Annotated in this window: 21 protein-coding genes; 15 read left to right on the top strand and 6 right to left on the bottom strand. The window is 61.8% G+C overall.

The annotated features are described in order from the left end of the window. The first annotated feature begins 150 nt into the window (after positions 1-150). On the top strand, positions 151-2,340 hold the full coding sequence (locus RLW55_RS07615) for a putative bifunctional diguanylate cyclase/phosphodiesterase (RefSeq protein ID WP_414464072.1): 2,190 nt from the start codon (positions 151-153) through the stop codon (positions 2,338-2,340). A gap of 12 nt (positions 2,341-2,352) precedes the next feature. On the opposite strand, the gene mutY is transcribed toward RLW55_RS07615, so the two are convergent. Beyond that, positions 2,353-3,483, bottom strand: a complete 1,131-nt coding sequence (gene mutY, locus RLW55_RS07610) for an A/G-specific adenine glycosylase (RefSeq protein WP_423416391.1) — start codon at positions 3,481-3,483, stop codon at positions 2,353-2,355. Between the two features lie 98 nt (positions 3,484-3,581). Between mutY and RLW55_RS07605 the strand changes: the two genes are divergently transcribed. The 10 genes from RLW55_RS07605 to RLW55_RS07560 all read left to right on the top strand — a co-directional run bounded on the left by RLW55_RS07605 (position 3,582) and on the right by RLW55_RS07560 (position 12,577). Then, positions 3,582-4,124, top strand: a complete 543-nt coding sequence (locus RLW55_RS07605; RefSeq protein WP_409561222.1) for a DUF721 domain-containing protein — start codon at positions 3,582-3,584, stop codon at positions 4,122-4,124. Positions 4,125-4,269: 145 nt separating this feature from the next. Continuing rightward, positions 4,270-4,941, top strand: coding sequence for a DsbA family protein (locus tag RLW55_RS07600; protein ID WP_409561223.1), 672 nt, complete (start codon positions 4,270-4,272; stop codon positions 4,939-4,941). Positions 4,942-4,953: 12 nt separating this feature from the next. Then, complete coding sequence (locus tag RLW55_RS07595; protein WP_409561224.1) at positions 4,954-5,766, top strand: DsbA family protein; 813 nt, start codon at positions 4,954-4,956, stop codon at positions 5,764-5,766. A gap of 62 nt (positions 5,767-5,828) precedes the next feature. After that, positions 5,829-9,290 (top strand): chromosome segregation protein SMC, encoded by a 3,462-nt coding sequence (gene smc, locus RLW55_RS07590; RefSeq protein WP_423416030.1) that lies wholly within the window; start codon positions 5,829-5,831, stop codon positions 9,288-9,290. A 199-nt stretch (positions 9,291-9,489) separates the two neighbouring features. Further along, positions 9,490-9,729 (top strand): hypothetical protein, encoded by a 240-nt coding sequence (locus RLW55_RS07585; RefSeq protein WP_414464074.1) that lies wholly within the window; start codon positions 9,490-9,492, stop codon positions 9,727-9,729. Positions 9,730-9,973: 244 nt separating this feature from the next. Next, positions 9,974-10,381, top strand: a complete 408-nt coding sequence (locus tag RLW55_RS07580) for an AtpZ/AtpI family protein (RefSeq protein WP_013949761.1) — start codon at positions 9,974-9,976, stop codon at positions 10,379-10,381. A gap of 20 nt (positions 10,382-10,401) precedes the next feature. After that, positions 10,402-11,151 carry a F0F1 ATP synthase subunit A gene (locus RLW55_RS07575; RefSeq protein ID WP_013949762.1) on the top strand — a complete coding sequence of 250 codons (750 nt, stop codon included), beginning with the start codon at positions 10,402-10,404 and terminating at the stop codon, positions 11,149-11,151. Between the two features lie 92 nt (positions 11,152-11,243). Next, positions 11,244-11,468 (top strand): F0F1 ATP synthase subunit C, encoded by a 225-nt coding sequence (locus tag RLW55_RS07570; protein ID WP_013949763.1) that lies wholly within the window; start codon positions 11,244-11,246, stop codon positions 11,466-11,468. Positions 11,469-11,512: 44 nt separating this feature from the next. Beyond that, positions 11,513-12,073: a F0F1 ATP synthase subunit B' gene (locus RLW55_RS07565; protein ID WP_414464075.1), complete on the top strand. Its 561-nt coding sequence runs from the start codon at positions 11,513-11,515 to the stop codon at positions 12,071-12,073. Positions 12,074-12,085: 12 nt separating this feature from the next. After that, positions 12,086-12,577 (top strand): F0F1 ATP synthase subunit B, encoded by a 492-nt coding sequence (locus RLW55_RS07560; RefSeq protein WP_409561227.1) that lies wholly within the window; start codon positions 12,086-12,088, stop codon positions 12,575-12,577. Positions 12,578-12,675: 98 nt separating this feature from the next. On the opposite strand, the gene RLW55_RS07555 is transcribed toward RLW55_RS07560, so the two are convergent. Next, positions 12,676-13,338, bottom strand: coding sequence for a hypothetical protein (locus RLW55_RS07555; RefSeq protein ID WP_409561228.1), 663 nt, complete (start codon positions 13,336-13,338; stop codon positions 12,676-12,678). 172 nt (positions 13,339-13,510) lie between these two features. Between RLW55_RS07555 and ispH the strand changes: the two genes are divergently transcribed. The 3 genes from ispH to rnhA are packed head-to-tail and all read left to right on the top strand — an operon-like array spanning position 13,511 to position 15,991. Next, the gene (gene ispH / locus RLW55_RS07550; protein ID WP_423416029.1) at positions 13,511-14,512 is read left to right on the top strand and encodes a 4-hydroxy-3-methylbut-2-enyl diphosphate reductase; all 1,002 of its coding nucleotides are present in this window, start codon (positions 13,511-13,513) and stop codon (positions 14,510-14,512) included. A 22-nt stretch (positions 14,513-14,534) separates the two neighbouring features. Beyond that, complete coding sequence (locus RLW55_RS07545) at positions 14,535-15,506, top strand: homoserine kinase (protein ID WP_423416028.1); 972 nt, start codon at positions 14,535-14,537, stop codon at positions 15,504-15,506. Beyond that, positions 15,503-15,991, top strand: a complete 489-nt coding sequence (gene rnhA / locus RLW55_RS07540; RefSeq protein WP_423416027.1) for a ribonuclease HI — start codon at positions 15,503-15,505, stop codon at positions 15,989-15,991. The genes RLW55_RS07545 and rnhA overlap by 4 nt, the downstream gene beginning before the upstream one ends. On the opposite strand, the gene RLW55_RS07535 is transcribed toward rnhA, so the two are convergent. Together RLW55_RS07535 and RLW55_RS07530 are read right to left on the bottom strand one after the other, a co-directional pair. Beyond that, positions 15,983-16,480 (bottom strand): peroxiredoxin, encoded by a 498-nt coding sequence (locus RLW55_RS07535; RefSeq protein WP_013949771.1) that lies wholly within the window; start codon positions 16,478-16,480, stop codon positions 15,983-15,985. The genes rnhA and RLW55_RS07535 overlap by 9 nt on opposite strands. 58 nt (positions 16,481-16,538) lie before the next feature. Beyond that, positions 16,539-17,366 carry a protein-disulfide reductase DsbD domain-containing protein gene (locus RLW55_RS07530; protein WP_423416026.1) on the bottom strand — a complete coding sequence of 276 codons (828 nt, stop codon included), beginning with the start codon at positions 17,364-17,366 and terminating at the stop codon, positions 16,539-16,541. Between the two features lie 176 nt (positions 17,367-17,542). Between RLW55_RS07530 and RLW55_RS07525 the strand changes: the two genes are divergently transcribed. Beyond that, on the top strand, positions 17,543-18,160 hold the full coding sequence (locus RLW55_RS07525) for a YqgE/AlgH family protein (protein ID WP_024276502.1): 618 nt from the start codon (positions 17,543-17,545) through the stop codon (positions 18,158-18,160). 62 nt (positions 18,161-18,222) lie between these two features. On the opposite strand, the gene RLW55_RS07520 is transcribed toward RLW55_RS07525, so the two are convergent. Next, positions 18,223-22,209 carry an EAL domain-containing protein gene (locus RLW55_RS07520; protein WP_423416025.1) on the bottom strand — a complete coding sequence of 1,329 codons (3,987 nt, stop codon included), beginning with the start codon at positions 22,207-22,209 and terminating at the stop codon, positions 18,223-18,225. Further along, positions 22,209-22,817 carry a GNAT family N-acetyltransferase gene (locus tag RLW55_RS07515; protein ID WP_013949775.1) on the bottom strand — a complete coding sequence of 203 codons (609 nt, stop codon included), beginning with the start codon at positions 22,815-22,817 and terminating at the stop codon, positions 22,209-22,211. The genes RLW55_RS07520 and RLW55_RS07515 overlap by 1 nt, the downstream gene beginning before the upstream one ends. Between the last annotated feature and the right edge of the window lies 1 nt (position 22,818).

Genomic DNA, 22,818 nt, shown 5'->3' with positions numbered 1-22,818 from the left:
AGTAGTCAGCTTGCTGCAAGCCTCGGCAAGCGCACATACAGTCTGACCAGATAACGAGCAGCGCCGCGTTTTTCTCTACTGAACGCGGTGAAGCTCCATTAACGGGCCGCGCAAATACTCCTCCGCAACATTTTTAGCGTGGGGGTACCAATGGCTCACGATCTTCTTCGTAAGTCTCCGATTTCTATGGCGCCGGACGTTTCGACAAGCTCGGGACGCCTCAGGACACGGCGCCGACTGACCGCGATGCCGAAGCGTCGGAAGCGCGACGCCGACGATGTGATGCAGCGGCTCGAACGTGCCGAAGCCACCAACCGACAGCTCCGCGAAGCCATCGACATGCTCCCTCAAGGTGTTGTCGTTCTCGACAGCGATGGACGCTATGTTCTCTGGAACCAGCAATATGCGGACATCTACAAAAAGAGCGCGGACCTGTTTGAAATCGGCGTTCGTCTCGAAGACACGCTGAGGATCGGCGTCGCGCGGGGCGATTATCCGGAAGCACGGGGCCGCGAAGAGCAGTGGATCGCCGAACGCGTCCGACGGCTGTTTCAGCCAAAGGATCGGCACGAACAGTGGATCTCCGACGGGCGCTGCATTCTCATCGACGAACGACTGACGACTGATGGCGGCGTCGTCGGCCTACGCGTCGACATCAGCGAACTCAAGGAGCGGGAAGCATCATTCCGGATGCTGTTTGAAGCCAATCCCGTGCCGATGTTCGTTGCGCGCCGGGAAGACAAAGTCATTCTCAGCGCCAACAGAGCGGCGCTACGACACTATGGGTTTGCGTTGGAGGATCTCCACACCAAAACCCTGTTCGACCTTCATCATCCCGACGATCATCAGAATCTAGATAGCCTTTACGACGGCAGGGCCGAGCAGTTTGCAGGCCAAACCTGGCGTCATCTCAAAGCCGACAAAACGTCGATCGACGTTGCCATCTATTCAAGCTCGATCACGCAAGGGCAGACGCCTGCGATCCTGTTTGCGGCAATCGACATTACGGAGCGTAAAGCGGCGGAAGCGAAGGTTGCTTATCTTGCTCACCATGATGCGCTGACCGGCCTCGCCAATCGCGTATTCCTGCGCAAGCGCCTCAACGACATGCTGATGTTGAGGAAGCGCTCCGGTACCGGCGTTGCCGTGCTCTGCATCGACTTGGACAATTTCAAAATCATCAACGACTCGATGGGGCATGCCGCCGGCGACTCGCTGCTGCAGCAGTTGAGCGAGCGCATTCAAGGCACGCTGCGCAAAGACGACATGGCTGCGCGATTGGGCGGCGATGAGTTTGCCGTCGTGCTCGCCAACGCCAACCATGCCGTCGAGGTCAGCTCGGTTGCACAGCGGATCATTGATGTTCTGCGCGAGCCGTTCAGAGTCGACGATCACACGATCAACGTCACGGCAAGCGTCGGTATCGCGCTCTGTCCGAGCGATGGCGAGGAGGCCGAGGTCCTGTTGAAGAATGCCGACCTTGCGCTCTATCAGGCGAAGGAAGACGGCAAAGGCTGCTACCGCTATTTCGAAGCGGAGATGAACGTTCGCGTTCAGGCGCGGCGCAAGATCGAAGCCGACCTGCACCAGGCCTTCCTCAATGGCGGCCTCGAAATTCATTATCAGCCGCTCGTTTCTCTAAGTTCGCGCGAAGTGTCCGGCTTTGAGGCCTTGCTGCGCTGGCCGCACCCCGAACGCGGCTATATCCCGCCGTCGGAATTCATTCCGATTGCAGAAGAATGCGGGCTTATCGGCTCCATCACCGATTTCGTGCTGCAGCGTGCCTGCCACGATGCGGCCCGGTGGCCGAAGAAGGCACGGCTCGCGGTGAACATGTCGCCCCAGCGCTTCCGCATCGGGAACGTCTTCAATGCGGTGTCGGATGCGCTGCGCTCATCGGGTCTCGAACCGGGCCGGCTGGAACTCGAAATCACCGAGGCGCTGCTGCTTGAAAATTCCGAAAGCGTGCTGACGATCCTGCATGCCATCAGAGGTCTCGGCGTCCGCATCTCGATGGACGACTTCGGCACCGGCTACTCGTCGCTCAGCTATCTGCGCATGTTCCCGTTCGACAAAATCAAGATCGACGGATCGTTCGTTCGCGGCATCGGGTTCGGCAATGAATCGCAGGCGATCATTCGCGCCATCATGGGTCTGGGATCAAGCCTCGGCATGACGATCACGGCCGAAGGCATCGAAACCGAATCCGAGCAGGAATTCCTCCGCGCCGTCGGATGCGACGAAGGCCAGGGCTTCCTCTACAGCAAGGCGCGGCCGGTGACAGAAGTGCCCGAGATCTTGGACACCCTCAACCAGCAAAGCCAGTTCCGCCTGATATAGGCGGCTGGCGCTTCAGTTGTCGGCAAGGCCGTGCGCGATGATTTTTTTCATCACGCTCGGCAGCGCTTGACCGTGAAGATCGCGACGATGGACCCAGCGGCAGCGCTCCGGCTCAGCCCAGAGCGTGAAGCCGGCGTCGACCGACACGAGCGCGCGGTAGACGACGAGTTCCAGACGAAAGTGGGTGAAGACGTGCACGACTGTACCCGGCACCGGCATCCATGACGCCGAAACGGGCGCCGAACGCATCGCTTGCGTCTTGGTCGGCAGCGCGTCTCCCCACGCGGTCGAGGGCACTTCGAGCATGCCGCCGAGCAGGCCCGCCTCGGGACGCTGGCGCAGCAGCACTGCGCCGTCCTCCCGCTGCACAAGAAACGCGATGCCATAGCGTGAGGGGCGCGCCGTCTTCGCGGCTTTCAGCGGCAGCAGCTCGGCGAGGTTCTGAGCGCTCGCGGCGCAATCCTGCTGCACCGGGCAGACGAGGCACGAAGGTTTTTTCGGCGTGCAGATTTCAGCGCCTAAGTCCATCATCGCCTGGGCGAAGTCTCCCGCCCGGCGCTGCGGCGTAAGCGTTGCAGCGAGCCTGCGGATCTCGGGCTTGGCGGTGGGCAAGGGCTGCCTTACAGCGAACAGGCGCGACACCACCCGCTCGACGTTGCCGTCAACCGGCGTCGCTTTTTCGCCGAATGCGATCGCCGATATGGCCGCGGCGGTATAGGGGCCAATGCCGGGGAGCTTCAGAAGCTCGATCTCAGCGCGGGGAAACGCGCCGTCGTAATCGCGTACCACCACGTCGGCGCAGGCTTTCAAGTTGCGAGCGCGGGAATAGTAGCCGAGGCCCGCCCATTGCTGCAGGACCTCTTCGAGAGGGGCAGCCGCAAGGGCGGTGACGGTCGGCCAGCGGGCGACGAATTTCTGGAAATACGGGACGACCGCCTTCACCGTCGTCTGCTGCAGCATGATTTCCGATAGCCAGACGCGATAAGGGTCGGCGGCCTTGCGGGGGCCGTAGCGCCACGGCAGGTCGCGCCTCTCGGCCGCGTACCAGTCAAGAAGAGCCTTGACCGTCAACGGACCGGCGGGCCGCAGCGGAAGCTGCTGCTGCTTTCGTCGCTCGGCGATATTTTCCTGGACCGCGCCCATGCGCTTGGCGTCTCCGGTTGCGCGGGAAGCTCGAATCGCATCGACAATGGTATCTGTCCTATACGTCACCACAAGACCGCCAGGCGGGGGAAACGCCGTTGTCAGACTATGAACCCACAGCCCAGATGAAGGCGCTGCCGGCGGATACGCGCCCGGCCAAAGGTGTGTTCGCGAAAGCGGTGGGCGCGTTCGTGCCCAAGGTGACATCGGCCGTATTCCAGAAATTCGGCTTCCACAGCGCCGAGATCATGTCGTCGTGGGAGACGATCGTCGGGAAGGACCTTGCCCGGCTGACACGACCGGACTCGATCAAATGGCCGCGGGGCGGCAAAGCGCCGGTGGATGCCGACGACGAGGGCCGCAGCTCTGGCGCGACGCTGATTGTCGCGACGGACCCGGCGTTTGCACTGGATGTTTCCTACCGGCATGGGGAAATCATCGACCGGATCAATCGGTATTTCGGTTATCGCGCCATTGCCCAGATCAAGATCCGGCAGGTCCCGCGGATGGAAGAGCCGATTGCGGCCAAGGACTTAATCGCTCAAAGCGAACGAAAAGAACCCGTGCTCCCGGCGTCGGGGGATTTCGACACGGCGTTGCAGACGCTCGGCAGAAGTGTCGCGGCGGCGAGCGCGCGCTGAGACGGCCAGTTTCCCATAGTGTTGATCGCTCCGTTCGGTTGCTATTCACCCGGGATTGGGCTTATTCGGGCGCCGGAACGGTTTCTGGCGGACGTTCTTTTACCGCCATTCTGTTGCGAGATGCATTCCCAGAGGAGTTGGGACCTTGAACACGTTCAAAAAAATCATTCCAGGCCTGCTCGCTTTGGCGGCCGTCGTCGGCGTTGCGTTTACGAGCGCCGAGCCGAGCTTCGCGCAGCGCAAAGACGGCCCGGCAGAAGTTCCGGTCGCCGAACTGATGAAGGCCCCGGACGGGCTCGACGAATTGTCCCTCGGCTCGGCGGATGCCAAAGTCACGGTCGTCGAATACGCGTCGATGACGTGCCCACACTGCGCGCACTTCACCAACGAAGTCTTCGAGCCTTTCAAGAAGAAGTACATCGATACGGGTAAGGTCCGGTACATCTTCCGTGATTTCCCGCTCGATAATCTCGCCGCCGCCGTTTCGATGCTGGCGCGCTGCGCAGGCAAAGACAAAGCCCTGCCGATGATCGAGACGTTCTATGAAAAACAGTCGGATTGGGCGTTCACCGGAGGCAGCCCGGTGCCGAAGCTGTTCGACATTGCCAAGCAGGCCGGCTTCACGCAGGAGAGCTTCGATAAGTGTCTGACAGATCAGAAACTTCTTGACGCGATCACGGCCGAGCGGTCGCGCGCCAGCGAGACGTTCGGCGTCAATGCCACACCGACCTTCTTTATCAACGGCAAGAAGCTGCAAGAAGCGCCAACGATGGAAGCATTTGATAAGGTGCTCGAACCGCTGCTGGCGGGGAAGTAACCGGGAAATCAAATGTCTGTCGCTCGACCGCTCAAACTTGCTGCCGCCCTGCTGTTGACCGGCTGGCTCGCAGGGTGCGGTTCGACACTGCCGTCGCTGTCACCGGCGACGGCAAGCATCTCGTCCGATAGCAGCGGCCTCGGTGCTTATCCATCGACAAGCTCGGATACGCCGGATGACGGTATGCCGACGCCGTTTAGCGATCCGACGGCCACGGCTTCGACCACCGGGCGACAGGTTATCCAGAACCCGACGATTGCCGACATCATGGCACCGAGCCCGCTCCCGGAAATGAGCTGGGGGCGGCCGGATGCGCCGGTCACGATCGTGCAATACGCCTCGCTGACGTGCCCGCACTGCCGGAACTTCCATTTGACGGTATATCCGGAGCTCAAGCGGCGGTTCATCGATACAGGCCGCGTGCGGTATATTCTGCGGGAATTCCCGATCGGCAAAAGCTCCGGCAACGCTACCATTGCCCTGCGTTGCGCGCCACCTGACAAGTATCTGGAACTCTACGGGAAATTTCTTGAGCAGCAGCCTTCCTGGGTAAGCCTAGAGGTGCGGCTCGATGCCATCTACGCGGTCGCTAAACAAGTGGGGATGACTCGCCCGCAGTTTGACGCTTGTCTGCAGAATCAAGACATGATCGCCAAGTTGAAGTGGGTTAAGGATCGTGGGCGCAAGCTCGGCATCATCGGAACGCCGAATTTTTTCATCGGCACCAAGCTCATCAAGAAAGAGCTGACGATTGCCGAAATCGCCGATTACGTCGAACAGGCGACCCGGCCGCAGAATACGCCGACGGCCTCGGCAAGTCCCTGAGGGGCGCGTCGCGACGGTCCTGAGGCACGGCAATACCGGCATCGAGGACTGACGCGACCGACATGAAAATCACCCGGCTCAGGCTTCTCGGCTTCAAGTCCTTCGTGGACGCGACCGAACTCGTGATCGAGCCTGGTTTGACGGGCGTCGTCGGTCCCAACGGTTGCGGAAAGTCGAACCTTCTCGAAGCGCTTCGCTGGGTGATGGGCGAAAGCTCGCATAAGTCGATGCGTGCCGCCGCAATGGACGACGTCATTTTTTCCGGCAGCGGCGGACGGCCGGAACGGCAAAGCGCCGAAGTCACGATGTTCCTCGACAACAGCGCACGGAAGGCTCCGGCCGAGTTCAACGGCAGCGACGTCATCGAGATTACGCGGCGGATCGAGCGCGAGGCGGGTTCAGCCTATCGCATCAACGGACGCGAAGTACGGGCGCGCGACGTCAAAGTGCTGTTCGAAGACGCGGCGACTGGATCGCGCTCGCCGGCGCTCGTCCGGCAGGGGCAGATCGGCGAACTCGTCAATGCCAAGCCCGAACAGCGGCGGCGCATTCTGGAAGATGCGGCAGGCATCGCGGGTCTGCACACGCGCCGCCATGAGGCGGAGCTGAAGCTCAAGGCGGCCGAAGCCAACATCGAGCGGGTCAGCGACGTTGCGGGACAACTGCAATCGCAGACGGAATCGCTGAAGCGGCAGGCGCGGCAAGCGCGTCGCTATAAAGAGCTTTCAACCGAGATCCGACAGCAGGAAGCGCTGGCGCTGCATCTGACGTGGGAAGACGCACAGCACAGCGTTGAAGCCGAAGAGACGCAACTTGCCGACGCCATGATGCGGCTCGGTGCGGCGACGGAAGTTGAAGCGAAGTCCCTCAACGATGAACTTCGTTTCGGCGAAGCGTTGCCGGCGCTCAGGGAAGCGGAAGCCGTGAAAGGCGCGGCGTTGGCGCGTTTCAAAATCGAGCAGGAAAATCTCGAACGCGAAGCAACTCGGGCCACCGAGCGGGCTCGAGAACTCGAAGCGCGGGCAAAACAGCTCGACACGGATTTGACGCGCGAAACAGGCTTCATTCACGAAGCCAAGGAAACGCTCGTCCATCTCGAAGCCGACCTCAAAGCAATCCAGGACGCCGACAGCAAGGCGATCGACGAAGAGACGGCGGAGAAAGCCCGCTTCGCGGCAGCCGAAGCCCGGCAGACCGCAGCAGATGCACATTTCGCCGACATCACGCATCGTGCGGCGGAAGCCCGTGCCAAGCTCAGGAGCCTCGAAGCGGCCCTTGGCGAGCGCAAAGACGTCGTCGCCAAAATCATGCGGCAGATCACGGCATTCGATGCGCAGATCGCCGATCTTACCGCGAAGGCGCCGGACGGCGAAAAAGTTGCCGACATGGCACAGCGCGGACAGGCGCTGGCGCAAGAGATCAGCAAGATCGAGGCCGATGCGCTCACCGCCGAGGAGACCGTCAAGACTTCACAGGTCGAAGCGAAAGCGCGCCGCGACGAGGCTCAACGTGTGCGTCTCGCGGCCAATGCTTTTTCAACGGAACGCGAGACGATTGCCAAGCTGCTCGCGCGCGGAGACGAAGACGTTTATCCGCCAGCCGTCGATTTCATTCGCGTATCGCCCGGATATGAAGCCGCGCTCGGTGCCGCACTCGGTGACGATCTCGAAGCGCCAATCGATCCGGAAGCGGCGGTGCACTGGCGCCGTCTCGATCTGCCGGCGGAAGATCATGCACTTCCCGCCGACGCCGAGCCGCTCGATATGCATGTCGAAGCACCGCTGGAACTGACGCGGCGGCTGCGGCAGATCGGCGTCGTCGAGCGTGAAGACGGTGCGCGCCTGCAGCCGCATTTGAAGCCCGGCCAGCGGCTCGTCTCACCGGAGGGCGATCTATGGCGGTGGGACGGTTTTGTTGCAGCGTCGGACGGCGTGACGCCTGCCGCCCAGCGCCTCGCGCACAAGAACCGGCTGGCGGAACTCGACCGCCGTGCGCAGGCGGTGCTCAACGAAGCCAAAGACACGATTGAAGCCGAACGCGCGGCGGCGGCAGCCGCGCAGCAGGCTGAAGCGGAAGAGCGGAGGCTGCGTCAGCTTTATCGCGAAAAGCAGAACGAACTCGCTCAGGTCCGCCAGCAGCTCACGGCGCTGGAAAAACTTCAGCGCGAGAGCGAGACGAAACTCGCCGCCGTTGTTGCGCAACGAGCGCGCGCAGATGAAGAACTGACCACGGCGCAGGCGCGCCATGTCGAGATCGAAGCCCACATTGTGACGATGAACGAGGGCGAAGATCTCGAACCGCAGCTGAAGGCCGCGCAAGCCGAAGCCGAGCAGGCACGGCGCGATGTTTCAGAGTCCCGCATCCGGCTTGGCAGCCTCGATCGCGACAAGCAAATCCGTGCCGAACGCATCCGGCATTCGAATGCCGAGATCGCGCGCTGGAAGGGGCGGCAAGCGAGCGCCGAAGCGCAGGTCGAAAGCCTCAGCAGGCGCCTGAAAGAGGCTCGCGACGAGATCGCGGCTGCGGCGGACCTGCCGGAAAAGATTGCGGCCCAGCGCGAAACGTTGCTTTCGGCCTTGTCGCGGGCAGATCAAGAGCGGCGCGAAGCAGCCGACGCGCTGGCGGCGGCGGAGTCTGCCGTCAAGACTGCGACGGACGCTCTCCGGTCGGCGCAGGCTGACGTGTCAAGCGCGCGCGAAGCCAAGGCACGGATCGAGACGCGGCTTGAGAACGCTCGACACAAACGGCAAGAGGCGGCGCGCCACATTCGTGAGACGTTCGAAGTCGCGCCGGAGGATTGCTTGGCGTTGGCTGCGTTCCCCGAGGCCTCGTCCATTCCGGCGCTCATCGACGTCGAGCGGTCGCTCGCGAAGCTTAAGGCCGACCGCGAGCGGCTCGGCGGCGTCAACCTTCAGGCCGACGAGGATCTGGCCGAAGTTTCGAAACAGCTCGAAACCCTGGTGGCCGAGCGGGAAGACCTCGAACAAGGCATCGCGAAACTCCGCCAGGCGATCCAGCAGCTCAATCGCGAGGCCAAGTCGCGGTTGGATGGCGCCTTCCAGACGGTCAACGGCCATTTCGAACGGCTGTTCACGCATCTTTTCGGTGGCGGCGAAGCGCGCCTCGAAATGATCGAGAGCCCAGAAGATCCACTGGAGGGTGGGCTTGAGATCATCGCCAAGCCGCCCGGCAAGAAGCCCGCGACGCTATCGCTGCTTTCGGGAGGCGAGCAGACGCTGACGGCGCTTTCGCTGATCTTTGCGGTATTCCTGACAAACCCGTCGCCGATCTGCGTGCTCGACGAGGTCGATGCGCCACTCGACGACGCCAACGTCGACCGCTTCTGCCGTCTGATGGAGCAGATGGCGGCCGAGACCGCGACACGGTTCCTAACCATCACGCACCATCCGATGACGATGGCGCGGATGAACCGGCTGTTCGGCGTGACGATGGCCGAGAAAGGCGTGTCGCAGCTCGTTTCCGTCGACCTGCAGACCGCGCAGAGCTTCCGCGAAGCCAGCTGAACAGCACACCTAATTGAGCGGCTGCTCCGAAGGCCCATGGACCGCGCGTGGTCACGCGCTCGTGCGGGAACCTGTCGCATAAGGGGGGCGTTCCGTCTCATCAAGAGAAAGGAGCCGCCCTATGCAACCACAACGAGATCCTCGCGCGCGCCGAGACACTCTTCCACCGACCGATGCGCGGCAAGGCAGCCCTCGCAAAATGAACTTTCGGGTTTTGCTCGCGTCGATGGTGCTGGCTACGGTGGTAGGCGTCGTGCTTGTCATCGGCTTCTGGCGTGCGACGCCACCGAGGGTCGATGCGTCGTCCGGCGGCAACCCTAGCCAGAACACCCAGCAGGCGGCTCCTCCGTCCGCTACGGCCCAGCCAGGGGCCGGCGGCGCGCCCGAGACTGCCCCGGCAACGACAACCCCACCTGCACAAAATCCGTCCACCCCTTAACCATTGCGCAAAAAGCCCTCAGAATAATGCGCCCTCGTCTGCGCAGGGGACTGTGCCGGACGAGGGCTTTCCCTTGCAGATCAGACTGAAAATAGTTCAGCAAAAGCCTGCGCGGTTTCGCCGTACCCCCATGGTAGAAAGCGTTATGCCCAATTCCTTGACACCCCCAGACCCCCTAACTATGGTCCGCGCCGTCGATCTCCCTGAGCGGCCGGTTTTCCGCAATATCTGGATGGTTTGAGCCATGTCAGCCGATGGCAAGGGTCAAAGTCCGGAACGCGGCGAAATCAGCCCGGAAGACCGTGATGCGTTTCGCAAGCGGTCGGCGGAACTTGGCCAGAAGCTTGACGCGCTGAAAGCGCAGAAGGCAAAGGCTGAACGATCGGCGGGCGGAGGACCTCAAGATCAATCCGCCTATGGAGCCGCCTTCAAGTTCGCGGCCGAGCTGATCGTCGGCGTCGTTTTCGGCGGCGGCGTTGGCTGGCTTCTGGACAGGCAGTTCGGCACGGCGCCCTGGCTGATGATCGTGATGGTCATAATCGGCTTTGCGGCAGGTCTTTTGAATGTTGTCCGCGCCGCTCAAGAGGCGCAGGCAAAAAACGAACCGCTACAAAAGGCGGCGCCGTCAGTCAAAAATGACGACGACGAATGAGAGAGACTAGGGGGTAGGCCTTGGCCGCTGAAGGCGCCGGACATCATGGTCCGATGGAGCAGTTCGAGATCACGAAGATCGTTGATCTCGATCTTTTCGGTCACGACATCTCGTTCACCAATTCATCGCTGATGATGGTTCTCGCGTTTGCGGTCATTGTCGGCTACCTGCTCTATGCCATGCGCGGCCGTGCGCTCGTTCCGACCCGTCTCCAGTCGACGGCGGAAGTGACGTACGAATACATCGCCGGCATGGTGAAAGAGAACATCGGCGAGGAAGGCATGAAGTTCTTCCCCTGGGTGTTCACGATCTTCATTTTCATCCTGGTTCTCAATATCTTCGGCCTCATCCCAGGCAACTTTGCCGTCACCAGCCACATCATCGTGACGTTCGCGCTGGCCGCCATGGTCTGGCTCGTGGCGACGTTCGTCGGCTTCTGGAAGCATGGCGTTGGCTATCTGAGATTGTTCGCGCCGGCCGGCGTGCCGCTCTGGCTCATGCCGATCATCATTCCGATCGAACTGACGTCTTATCTTATCCGCCCGATCAGCCACTCGGTGCGTCTCTTCGCCAACATCATGGCGGGCCACACCATGCTCGAAGTCTTTGCAGGCTTTGCGGTGCTGCTGCCCTGGTGGGGCAAGATCGCACCCACCGGCTTCATGGTGGCTTTCACGGGTCTTGAACTGCTCGTTGCATTTCTGCAGGCGTTCATCTTCACGGTTTTGACCTGCATCTACCTCAACGACGCGGTCAACATGCACCATTGAACATTTCAGGGCGAAGGCGGGCCACCCGCCGGCGCCCTGTTTTGCTTGTCAATCTGAAACCTCTAAAACCGAACACAAAGGGAGATACTCCAATGGATCCGCAAGCCGCCAAGTTTATCGGCGCCGGCCTCGCCTGCTTCGCGCTCATCGGCGCCGGCATCGGCATCGGCAACATCTTCGGCAACTACCTCTCGGGCGCGCTGCGCAACCCGTCGGCTGCTGCTTCGCAGTTCACAAACCTGCTGATCGGCTTCGCTCTCGCTGAAGCGACGGGCCTTTTCGGCCTTCTGATCGCGCTCATCATCCTCTACGGTTGAGACTGGGCCGGGACTACTGAACCAAGCCCGATCAACCGGAGGCTATGATGTTTGCCGGCACGACAATGCTGTTCGCGGTCGCCGCTGAGGCGGCCGAGGAAGCCGCCAAGTCCGGTGGCTTGCCGCAGCTCAATCCGCATACCTTCGAGACCCAGCTCTTCTGGCTCGTCGTAACGTTCCTGGCTTTGTTTTTCGTCATGTCGAAGATCGCGCTTCCGCGCGTCGGCGAAGTGATCGAAGAGCGCCGGGACCGGATCAAGCGCGATCTCGATGCTGCTGCACGCCTGAAGGACGAAACCGACAAGGCGCTCGCCGACTACGAAAAGGCGCTCGCCGACGCTCGTTCTAACGCTTCGAGCATCGCCAAGGATACGCGCGAGAAGCTCGCCGCCGAAACGGAGGCCGAGCGTCACCGCGTCGATGAGCAGATCGCAGGAAAGCTGCGCGACGCCGATTCACGCATCGCCGCAACGAAGACTAAGGCGCTGTCGGCAATTGGCGATATCGCGACGGACACGACGCGTGCCGTCGTCGAGAAGCTCATCGGTCAGGATGTTCCTGCCGAGGACGTGAAGAAGGTGTTGCGTCCGGTAGCGGGCAGTTGAGGATTTAGGACCATGTTCGATCCAACTAATCCGCTTTTCTGGGTGCTTGTCGCCTTCGTGGCGTTCCTTGCTCTGCTCGTCTACTATGGCGTTCCGGGCGTCGTCGCGAAGGCGCTCGACGAGCGTGCCGACAGCATCCGCAAGGAGCTCGATGAGGCGCGTAAGCTTCGCGAAGAAGCGCAGTCGCTGCTGATGGACTATCAGCGCAAGGCCCGCGAAGCCGAGGTTGAAGCTCAGTCGATCATCGAGCAGGCCAAGCGCGAGGCGGAAGCGCTCGCAAGCGAATCTCGCAAGGCCCTCACTGAGAGCCTGGAGCGGCGCTCGAAAATCGCTGAAGACAAGATTGCACGCGCCGAAGCACAAGCCCTGGGCGAAGTTCGCTCCGTCGCCGTGGAAACGGCGCTCGCAGCGGCGCACGAAATCCTGAAGACGCGCGCAGCAGGCGCGACCGGCGACTCGCTGGTTTCGCAATCGATTGGCGATCTCAGCGGCAAGCTCAACTGAGCGAATCGCAGACGGCCAGAAAGTTTAAAAGCCGGGCTTTATGCTCGGCTTTTTTGTTGGCTTGAATTTCGGTTAGAGGAAAGCGGACAGCTGACGGATCAACCGGAGCTTGGCGCTCTGCCGTCGAAGCCGACGACGAGCTGATACTCGCCAGGCCGCGTGCCTTCAGCAATCGGGAACGTGACAGTGCGGACGGTCGAGAAATAGCTGATCGGCTTATCGAGGCCGACGTTGACATCAAGCTTCACGCTGTCGGTTGCAATGCGCGTGCGCTTGCCATCGTTGACGGACACCGTAATCGGCAAAGTGACGTTGCCAGGCTGGCCTTTGGGTCCCAGCAGCACACGGCCCGAGAAGCCATATTTCACAGTCACGCGGCCGGGCTCGACTTGGCACTCGCGCGCCGTCTTGGTGATTTCGCCGCGCTGTGCGACGGCCAGCGCATCGCCGACATGGCCGATTTCGTAGAAAGTGATGTAGTTGTCATGCGGCGCGATGACGAGACGCGGGCAACCGGCGTCAACATCGCCGACGAACGTGCTTCCTGTCGCGCTGGTGTCGTTGGATTTGGCCGCGTCGAGCAATTGGGCTTCGTTGACGGATGCGACTTGGGTATTTCCCGAAGAGCCGCCTCCGAACATTCCGCCGCCGAGGCCGGACGTCAGCGAGGACATGCCGCAGCCACCAAGCGCCGTAAGCGGCATAACAAGCGTCACCGCTGCCATTATTCGGGCGGTCGGTGCAAAGAAGCGACGCGTCAACGTCACATCCCTGTTAAAAGGATGCCGATAACCCCAGTTGCGCAACACTGTCCCCCGAGGTTCGGACCCCCGGCCCCTTGTATTGTCCGAAAAGCACCGTAGCATCCGACGCCACTGGTCCCCAAATGCATTTTCATGCATGCCGAACGAATATAGAGGACGTCTTTCTTCCATGTCCGGCCTTAACCAAAGTAATGCGACCGTGAAAAAGCCGCCCCTCAAGATCCTTCTCGCTGCGCCGCGCGGCTTCTGTGCCGGCGTTGATCGCGCAATTCAAATTGTAGAACAGGCTTTGACCAAATTCGGCGCCCCCGTCTACGTCCGTCATGAGATCGTACACAACCGTTATGTTGTTGATTCCCTGCGGGCGAAAGGCGCCGTTTTTGTGAAAGAGCTGGATGAGATTCCAGATACCGAACAGCCCGTGATCTTTTCAGCACACGGTGTGAGCAAGGCCATACCTGCTGCGGCACGCAGCCGTAACATGTTTGTCGTCGACGCGACGTGTCCGCTGGTTTCGAAAGTTCACATGGAAACGGCCCGCCACCACGAGCAAGGCCGCGAAATCATTCTCGTCGGACACGCTGGCCACCCGGAAGTGGTCGGCACGCTGGGGCAACTGCCGCAAGGCGCGATTACGCTCATCGAATCGGTCGACGACGCACAGGCGTTCACACCGAAAGATGCATCCAATCTGGCCTATGTCACACAAACGACGCTGTCGCTCGACGACACCGCTGAAATCGTCGCCGTGCTGAAGGCGCGTTTTCCCGGCATCGGCGGCCCGGTGAAGGAAGACATCTGCTACGCGACGACCAATCGTCAGAACGCTGTTAAAGCGCTCGCTCCGCAGATCGACGGACTGCTAGTGGTCGGCGGCCCGAAAAGCTCGAACTCGCTGCGTCTTGTCGAAGTTGCGTCGCGGGCCGGTTGCCGCTTCTCGTTCCTTGTCGAGCGGGCGGCCGACATTCCGTGGGACAAACTCGAAGGCGCAGAGACCGTGGGAATCACGGCAGGCGCATCGGCGCCGGAAGTCATCGTCGAAGAAGTGGTCGAAGCGTTCCGCGACCGCTATGATGTGACGATCGATATCGTCACGACACTCGAGGAGCGCGTGGTCTTCAATGTGCCGCGTGAGGTCCGGGTCGCTCGCGCTCCGGCCGAACAGCACTAGCTCCCATTCGGCGCACAGGAACATGGCGGTCTATACGGAAGTCAGCGACGACGAGCTTGCGCGCTTTATCGCCGGGTATGATCTCGGGAAGCTGCTTTCGTTCAAGGGCATCGCGGAAGGCGTCGAGAACACCAATTATCTGGTGCACACGACCGGCGGCACGTTCGTTCTGACGCTCTATGAAAAGCGCGTCGACGTCGCCGATCTGCCGTTCTTCCTCGGCCTGATGGAACATCTGTGCGCGCGCGGCGTCACGTGTCCGCTGCCGGTTCGAGATCGGAACGGCAACGTTCTCAACGAGCTTGCCGGACGCAATGCGGTGCTCATCACGTTTCTTAAGGGCGTGTGGCCGAAACGGCCGAAGGTTGAGCATTGTCTCGAGCTCGGCAAAGCGCTGGCGCGCATGCACTTGGCGGGCGAGGACTTTCCCTTGCACCGCGCCAACGCTCTGGGGCTTGCGGGCTGGCGGCCGCTCTACGACAAATTTGCAGAGCGGACGGAAGAGATCTGTCCGGGCCTTGGAGCGCTGATCGCGACCGAGCTGCGTTTCCTTGAAGAGAAATGGCCGACGGATCTGCCGCATGGCGTCATTCATGCCGATCTCTTTCCCGACAACGTTTTCTTCCTCGACGACAAGCTTTCCGGGATCATCGATTTTTATTTCGCGTGCGATGATGCGCTGGCTTACGACATCGCGGTCTGTCTCAACGCCTGGTGCTTCGATGCGGCATCGGCATTCGAACCGGCAAAAGGCGCAGCCCTGCTGAAAGGCTATGACAGCGTTCGGCCGCTTACCGATCGCGAACGAGACGCAATGCCGATCTTAGCGCGCGGCGCAGCGATGCGCTTTCTGCTGACGCGCAGCTATGATTGGCTCAACACGCCGAAAGACGCGCTCGTTGCGCGCAAGGATCCCGCGGACTATGTCCGACGGCTCAAATTCCACCAATCGGTCGGAAGCATCGCGGACTACGCACCACAATTGATTTCATGACAGACGAACAACGACCGAAAGTTCAAATCTACAGCGACGGCGCCTGCTCGGGTAATCCCGGCCCCGGAGGCTGGGGCGCCATTCTCATTTCCGGCGCACACCGCAAAGAGATCAACGGCGGCGAAAAGCTGACGACGAACAATCGCATGGAGTTGAAGGGCGCGATCTCGGCGCTCGAAGCCCTCAAGCGAAAAAGCGATGTCGATCTCTGGACCGACAGCAACTACGTGCGCCAGGGCATCACGGCGTGGATTCACGGCTGGAAGAAGAACGGCTGGAAGACGGCCGACAAGAAGCCCGTCAAGAATGCCGAGCTGTGGCAGGAACTGGACGCGCTGCGCGCCAAGCATCACGTCACATGGCATTGGCTGAAGGGACACGCGGGGCATCCGGAAAACGAGCGCGCCGACGAATTGGCGCGCCTCGCAATGGCGCCGTTCAAACGCCGGGGAGCTTCGCAGCTCCCCGGCGACAACTCAGATTGAGCGGTCGATCATCGAGCAGAGCGTTGCGGCGCTCGATTTGTCAGCGATGGGCGGCGAGTCCTCGACGTTCAGAACTTTGACGACGCCGTCATCGACCAGCATGGCGTAACGCTTCGAGCGCAGACCCAGGCCGAAGTTCGAGAGGTCGATTTCAAGGCCGATGGCTTTAGCGAAATCGCCGGAACCGTCGGCAAGCATTTCGATCTTGCCGGTCGCGCCCATGTCCTTCGCCCAGTTCGTCAGGACGAACACGTCGTTCACGGCGGTGCAGGCGATCGTGTCGATGCCCTTAGCGTGTAACTCGTCGACTCGATCGACAAAGCCCGGCATGTGGCTCTTGCTGCACGTTGGCGTATAAGCGCCCGGCACCGCGAACATCGCGACTTTCTTGCCAGCGAAGATTTCGCCGACTGTTTTGGGCTGTGGACCGTCTGGCCCCATCACCGTGAATTTTCCGTCCGGCAGGCGATCACCGACCTTGAGCGTCATGGGCATGTCCTCTGCGTTTCAGGCCTCGTCGGCCGGTCCTCTATGTAGACCGGAAGCCTTACTTCTCAAGGACAATCGTCGTCTCGGACTGGCCTTTGGCGTCGATCATCGTGACCGTCAGCGGCTTGCCTTTGAGGTCCTTGATGTTGACGCCGTCGGTCAGATCGACCTCGAATACCGCCTTGCCGGATTGATCGGCCGAGCGTTTCGGCAACGGAACGTAAATTCCTCCCGGCCCTTCGACGAAGGCATCGGCAGTCTTGAGCTCGGAGCTGGCGATATCGAGAATAAGCTTCGGCTTGCCCGCACTGTCATTCAGATGCCAGGACGCCAGGGTCGGGTCGATGCCCGATCGCGCCGCTTTGTCGGGCACACGCGCAAGACTTGCCGTCAGCTCTGCGGAGGTACCGACGTCCGGCGGAATGGTGAGTTGCAGCTCGGCTTCGGCGGGAATGCAAATGTCCTTGCAGATGCCGTACTGAACCTTGCCTTGGAGCGTGACGGGCTTGCTCGGGTCTTTCGGCGTCACTAGAACTGGGAACAACACGGCGTTCTTGTACCCGACGACGTCGCCGGCCTTGTCGTGAATGCGGTGCGGTGCCGGATAAAGGACCGTCGCCGAGGCGAGATTATCGGAACCTGTCCAATCGAAATCGGGTGGGACGCCGCCCGCGTCGCCCGGTGTGCGCCAATAGGTTTTCCAGCCCCCGGGCATTGAAACGTCGACGCCGGCGTAGAGCGCCGTCTTGCCATCGCGGGAGGCGTGTCCGGCAATCAGGCGCGCCTGATTGTCCATGCCGCGAAACCAGTCGGAGGCAACTGGTCCGGCATCGCTCCATGCCGCCGTGCCGCTCAGTAGAAAGAATGCCAAAGCCAGTCTGATCACGCTCGCTCGCCTTCCAATGCTTAAATTCATTGTCATGTCGGCCCGGACCGGGCTCTCGTTCGACCCCTACGAGCCCTTATATGCGGCGGGATCGCCTCTCGTTACAGATCCAGATGCTGGTTTGCCGGACTTTAAAGATCTTCACGCCGCCGTTGTATGAGGTTAGTCTGGACAATATGAAGGTCAGCCGACAGTTGAGCCCAGATGACGGCTCAGAGATCAAGCTCGAAGGCCAGCTCCTCATCGCTATGCCGTCGATGACGGACAAGCGCTTCCAGCGCTCGGTCATTTACATGTGCGCGCATTCTGCCGAAGGCGCGATGGGGCTGATCATCAATCAACGCGCCAACCATATTACAGCGCCCGATCTTCTCGAACGGCTCGGTATTTCTCCGCGTGATCCTGACGACGAAATTACGAGCGAGGTGCTGTCGCTGCCGATTCAGGTCGGCGGACCAGTCGAGACGGGGCGCGGGTTCGTGCTGCACAGCTCCGACTATTTCTCCGAAGATTCGACGCTTGCGATCGAACAGGGGGTCTGCCTGACGGCAACCATCGACATTCTGAAGGCCATCGCGCAGGGACGCGGGCCGGAGCGGGCGTTGCTGGCACTCGGCTATGCGGGCTGGTCGCCAGGGCAGCTCGAAACGGAGCTGCAGGCGAACGGCTGGCTGCACTGCCCGGCCGATCCCGACATCATTTTCGATGATGACCTGGAGAGCAAATACTCGCGGGCGTTGGCCAAGATCGGGATTGATCTTTCACATCTCGTCAGCGACGCCGGACACGCTTAAGGGCGCGCTGGAGGGAGCGGCGTCGGCCGCGGTCTCTCTTCTCTCATGAGGCTACAGGGCGCCTAAACGCCGGCGGAGCCGACCTTTGACGGTTTCTTCGGCTCTCTAGACGCGCTGTCACTCGAGGCCGGACCGCCGGCGGTGTTGCCGTTGCCCGGCAGTGGGGCGCCGGCGAGACGGGCGAGGCTCTGAGCGATCGACGGCGGCAGCGTTGAGAAATCAGGCTGCGTCGACGACTGAGAGGGAAATCCCGAGCCGTTGCCATTGCCCGGAAGCGGCGGTGGCGCGGTAGGCGGGATGATGGTCGGCGTATCGCTGCGCAGCGACGCAGGGATAGGCGTTCCGGTTCGCGGCGACGGCGGTGGTGATGCCGCTTGAGACGGGGCGGAAGGTGCACCGGGAGGCGGCGGTGCCGGAGACGCGCTGGCGCGCGCAAGCGCCTCGGCAAGCGGCGAAACGATATTCTTGCTGCGCTCGTCTTGCTGCGCGCGATCCGGCGCCTGCCGAGATTGCGGCGAGACCGTCGTCGGTACGCCATTGGCGTGTGGTGGCGCGGGCATATGGGGGGCTTGCCGGTTCGACGTCTGGGGCGACATCGAAGGCGGCGGCATGGTTTGTGGCGACGGCGCCAGCGGCCCGCCGGGACCCGACGGACCGGCGTCGGCCAGTCTCGGCGCTGCCGTTCGCGTCTGGGGCGACTGCGTGATCGGACCGGCGCCGTGGTTGCCGTTGCGATTGCTCAAGGGGTTGGGAGGAACCGGAGCCAACGCCGAGAGCGTCGGCGGAGCCGTAGCCGGGTCGGGATTGCGCGAAGGCGTATCGGCGGGCTTTGCCGAACCGTTCAAAGCACCGTTGAGAGCAGCGACGGTCGCCGGGGCGATGCCGTTGACGCCATTCGGCTTGGCGGCAGCGGGAGCGGCCGGTTTCTGACGCTGCCGGACGACCGATCCGGACGGCAAAGCCGCCGGTTTCGTCGCAGGCGAACCGGCCGTTGCCGGGACTGCGGCGGGATTGGCTGTCTTGGGATCTTGCGGCGGCGCTTTGGCCGATGCCGTAATGAGCTTTCCAGACTTCTTCGTCACCTCTTTGCCGGGCGTTTTCGCCTTTGGCCGGAAGAACCCGCGCGGCTGCAGCTTGCGCTCCGAACGCCGGACCATTTTCAAGAGCTGCGAGACGGCGCGCTCGGGGATCGGCTCGCCGAAGTGATAGCCCTGTGCGTATTCGCAACCGATCGAGCGCAGGAATGCGGCCTCGTCGGCCCGTTCGATGCCTTCTGCCGCGATGGTCATCGACAGCTCGTGCGCGAGCGCCACCATCGACCTCATGATCGCGGCACCGTCTCCAGTGCCGCTGCCGCGGACTAGCGTGCTGTTGATCTTGATCGTATCGAAGGGGAAACGATGCAGATAGGCGAGCGATGAGAAGCCGTTGCCAAAGTCATCGAGCGTCAGCTCGACGCCCGAGCCGCTGAGCATCTTCAAAACTTCGACCGCCTGCTCTGGGTTGTCCATGAGCAGGCTCTCGGAGATTTCGAGCCGCATGGTGCCGGCAGGCGCAATATTGCGGCCGAGCACATGGCGGACTTCCTGAACCGACTCCGGACGGAAGAACTGACGGCCGGAGACATTCACCGAAACGAAGATCGGCCGCTCCGAGCGTGGCAGCTCAAGCACCCAGCGTGCAACGTCGCGCGAGGCGCGCAGGAGCAGGTGCGAGCAAAGCTTGATCAGGATCTCGCTGTCGCCAGCATCAGCCAACTGCGCCATCGGGTTGACGAGACCGAGGTTGGGATGCTCCCAGCGCAACTGGGCTTCGAAGCCGGCCAGCTCTTTGGTCGGCAGATAAACGATGGGCTGATAGAGAACCTTGAGATGGTTCTTCTCGATGGCCCGCGCCAGATCGGCTTCGATCTGAGCGTCAGAATCGCGGTCGCGGCGCATCGACGGCTCGAAGACCTCGATACGGTCCGGGCCGCCGCGCTTGGCGCGATACATTGCCAGTTCGGCATCCTTCAGGAGATCGCCGTCGGCGCCTTGCGTTCCATCCCACAGCGCGACACCCATCGATCCCGTCAAGATCACTTCCTGGTTCGCAAGTGGTATCGGGGCGCGCAAGGAGCGGCGAATGCGTTCAGCGAGCGCTGGCAGATTGCGCGCTTCCCGCTCACCGATGAAGAGCAATGCGAACTGATCGCCGCCAACGCGAGCAACCGTATCCTGCGGCCCAAGATGGCGTTGCAGGCGGCGCGCGACCGTCAGCAGCAAGCTGTCGCCGCGAACGAGGCCGAACGAAGCGTTCACGCTCTTGAACTTGTCGAGGTCGATGAAGATCACCGACGGTTTGACGGTGTTGTCGGTCTTGGCGCGTACGATGACTGACTTCAGCCGGTCGATGAACAGTTCGCGGTTGGGCAGGCCCGTCAGGCTGCAATGCACCGCGTCGTGCAATAAGCGTTCGTGCGCCCGCTTGCTGTCGGAGACATCGCGGATCAGGCCGACGCAGCGCAGGGTACGGCCGTCGGCATTGGGAACGCTGGCGGCTTCAAGCTCGAACCAGCGCCAACTGTTGTCGGCGTGGCGGAGACGGAAATCGCTCTTGATGCGAATGCCTGAGCGTTCCTGTGCCGACATCATCGTGACGCGGAAACGCTCTTTATCGGTCGGATGGACGTGTTTGAGGAAATCATCGACTTTCGACGTCAATTCGCCCGGCATGAGAGACAAGGCGATCTCAACCTCCGGCCCGACCTTGATCTCGTCGCGGCGGATATTCCATTCCCAGATGGTCGATCCGGATGCAGCCAGCGCCAGCGACCGACCCTGCAGCTCGGTGGGAGCGCCGGTGTAAATGGCATCCGACGAGCGGAACGCAAATTGCGTGACCGTAAAGCCCATCAGAATGACGACCAGTACGAGGCCGGCGACGAGACTGGAGACGACCACGTCGCCGGACATGCGGCCGGTAAGCGTCATGCCAGTCGCGAAAATCCAGACCAGGAACAGAACCCAGGTCGGCACGAGCGACAGGGCGCGATCCTGTCCCTTGAAAGCCAGGAAGAGCGTAAAGAGCGCGCCAATACTACCGATGGCCAGGAACGATAATCGGGCAAACGTCGCCGCCAGCCGCGGATCGATGACGGCGACGGCGATCAACGTCAGCTGCGCGACGATCCAGACGCCGATCATCATGCGCACGATGCCGTGCCAGAGCCCCAAGCGCAGGAACGTCGAGAAGAACATCACGAAGCTCGCCGCCATCGCCGCTTCGCCAGCGGCTCGATAGACGGCGTTGTCTTCCGGTCTCAAATTGAAGAGCTTATGGAAGAAGCCGAAATCGACACACAGATAGTTGAGGACCGTCCACGCGACCAAAGCCGCGGCGGGAAAGATCAGCTTATGGTTGGCGGCGAAGATCGACGTCAGGAAGATCGCGAGCAGGCCCGTCAGGCCGAGCATCGCACCATTAAATAGCTGGCGGTCGCGGGTTTTGATTTCGTAGTCGATCGGCTGCCAGAGATACATGCGGGCGTAGCGATCACCCGCAAGCTCAGCGACGTAGGTGATCGTCTGCCCCGGTTCGAGCGTGATGCGGAAAACGTCCGCCTTATCACTCTTGATGCGTTCGGGCACGAAACCGACCGACGGCGTAACGCTCTCGATGCGGCGGGCGTCGAGGTCGGGCCAGACGGCGCCGGAGCCCACAACGTTGTAGCGGTCGGCTGTCAACAGGCGTTCAAGGGATTTGTCGGTCTTGTTCGTCAACGCGAAGACGACCCAGTTCGGACTGGTGCCCGGAACGGAGGCGCGAACGGTCATGCGGCCGGAAACGCCGTCGGGACCGGCGGCCGTCTCGACCTGCAGGCTGTCGCCGCGGCCTTCGTAGGCTTCTCCGAGGGTCGTGATCTCGATCCGGTCCTGGTCGCCTTCGACGGGAATGGGGGTCAGCGCTTCGGCCCGTCCGACGAGCGTAACGAGGCACGTGACAACGAGGCCCAGCAACGCCAGCCAGGACCGTGTCCGTTTCCCTCCGTCAACCCCCCAGACTGCCATTACCCCCCCAGTTCCGAAGTGCCTGACGATGGCCCCTCAGCCAGACGCGCGTAAAGCAGATGGTCTTCCCATCGGCCATTAATCTTCAGGTATCCGCGCGCCAACCCTTCGCGCTGAAAACCGACGGATTCAAGGACGCGCATCGAAGCAAAGTTTTTCAACATCGTCGCCGCCTCGATGCGGTGGAGCCGCAAGGCATTGAAGGCCATCGGCAGCAGCATAGCGACGGCTTCCCGCATGTGGCCGCGACCGGCGAACGGCGCGCCCATCCAATAGCCTAGCGATGCCGTCTGCGCCGACCCGCGGCGGACGTTGGAAAGCGTGACGCCGCCGAGCAGTGTGCCTGTCGTGTTCTCGAAGATGAAGTAGGGATACGAGACGTCGTTGTGGATGTCCTTGGCGTAAGCGCGAAGGCGGCGCCGATACATGGCGCGGGACAGATCGTCCGGCGACCACGTCGGCTCCCACGGCGTAAGGTGCGCCCGGCTGGCGGACCGGAGTTCGGCCCAGGCCGTATAGTCGGCAGGCGCCGGCTGACGCAACGTCAGGGCGCGGCCGTGGACGACCTCGAAATCTTCATCGGGACGTATCGAACGAAGGAATGCCACG

This window comes from Hyphomicrobium sp. B1 (genome assembly GCF_049532635.1).
In the GTDB taxonomy this organism is placed as follows: Bacteria; Pseudomonadota; Alphaproteobacteria; order Rhizobiales; family Hyphomicrobiaceae; genus Hyphomicrobium_B.
The sequence above is the reverse complement of the archived record's forward strand: the minus strand, read 5'-3'. Positions and strand labels throughout refer to the sequence as shown.

What these genes read in the sequence shown, in the direction of transcription:
- rnhA (WP_423416027.1), top strand. Translation starts at nt 15,503, where the DNA reads ATGACAGACGAACAACGACCGAAAGTTCAAATCTACAGCGACGGCGCC.
- smc (WP_423416030.1), top strand. Translation starts at nt 5,829, where the DNA reads ATGAAAATCACCCGGCTCAGGCTTCTCGGCTTCAAGTCCTTCGTGGAC.
- ispH (WP_423416029.1), top strand. Translation starts at nt 13,511, where the DNA reads ATGTCCGGCCTTAACCAAAGTAATGCGACCGTGAAAAAGCCGCCCCTC.
- RLW55_RS07585 (WP_414464074.1), top strand. Translation starts at nt 9,490, where the DNA reads ATGAACTTTCGGGTTTTGCTCGCGTCGATGGTGCTGGCTACGGTGGTA.
- RLW55_RS07615 (WP_414464072.1), top strand. Translation starts at nt 151, where the DNA reads ATGGCTCACGATCTTCTTCGTAAGTCTCCGATTTCTATGGCGCCGGAC.
- mutY (WP_423416391.1), bottom strand. Translation starts at nt 3,483, where the DNA reads ATGGGCGCGGTCCAGGAAAATATCGCCGAGCGACGAAAGCAGCAGCAG.
- RLW55_RS07545 (WP_423416028.1), top strand. Translation starts at nt 14,535, where the DNA reads ATGGCGGTCTATACGGAAGTCAGCGACGACGAGCTTGCGCGCTTTATC.
- RLW55_RS07595 (WP_409561224.1), top strand. Translation starts at nt 4,954, where the DNA reads ATGTCTGTCGCTCGACCGCTCAAACTTGCTGCCGCCCTGCTGTTGACC.
- RLW55_RS07560 (WP_409561227.1), top strand. Translation starts at nt 12,086, where the DNA reads ATGTTCGATCCAACTAATCCGCTTTTCTGGGTGCTTGTCGCCTTCGTG.
- RLW55_RS07565 (WP_414464075.1), top strand. Translation starts at nt 11,513, where the DNA reads ATGATGTTTGCCGGCACGACAATGCTGTTCGCGGTCGCCGCTGAGGCG.
- RLW55_RS07580 (WP_013949761.1), top strand. Translation starts at nt 9,974, where the DNA reads ATGTCAGCCGATGGCAAGGGTCAAAGTCCGGAACGCGGCGAAATCAGC.
- RLW55_RS07520 (WP_423416025.1), bottom strand. Translation starts at nt 22,209, where the DNA reads ATGGCAGTCTGGGGGGTTGACGGAGGGAAACGGACACGGTCCTGGCTG.
- RLW55_RS07570 (WP_013949763.1), top strand. Translation starts at nt 11,244, where the DNA reads ATGGATCCGCAAGCCGCCAAGTTTATCGGCGCCGGCCTCGCCTGCTTC.
- RLW55_RS07525 (WP_024276502.1), top strand. Translation starts at nt 17,543, where the DNA reads ATGAAGGTCAGCCGACAGTTGAGCCCAGATGACGGCTCAGAGATCAAG.
- RLW55_RS07535 (WP_013949771.1), bottom strand. Translation starts at nt 16,480, where the DNA reads ATGACGCTCAAGGTCGGTGATCGCCTGCCGGACGGAAAATTCACGGTG.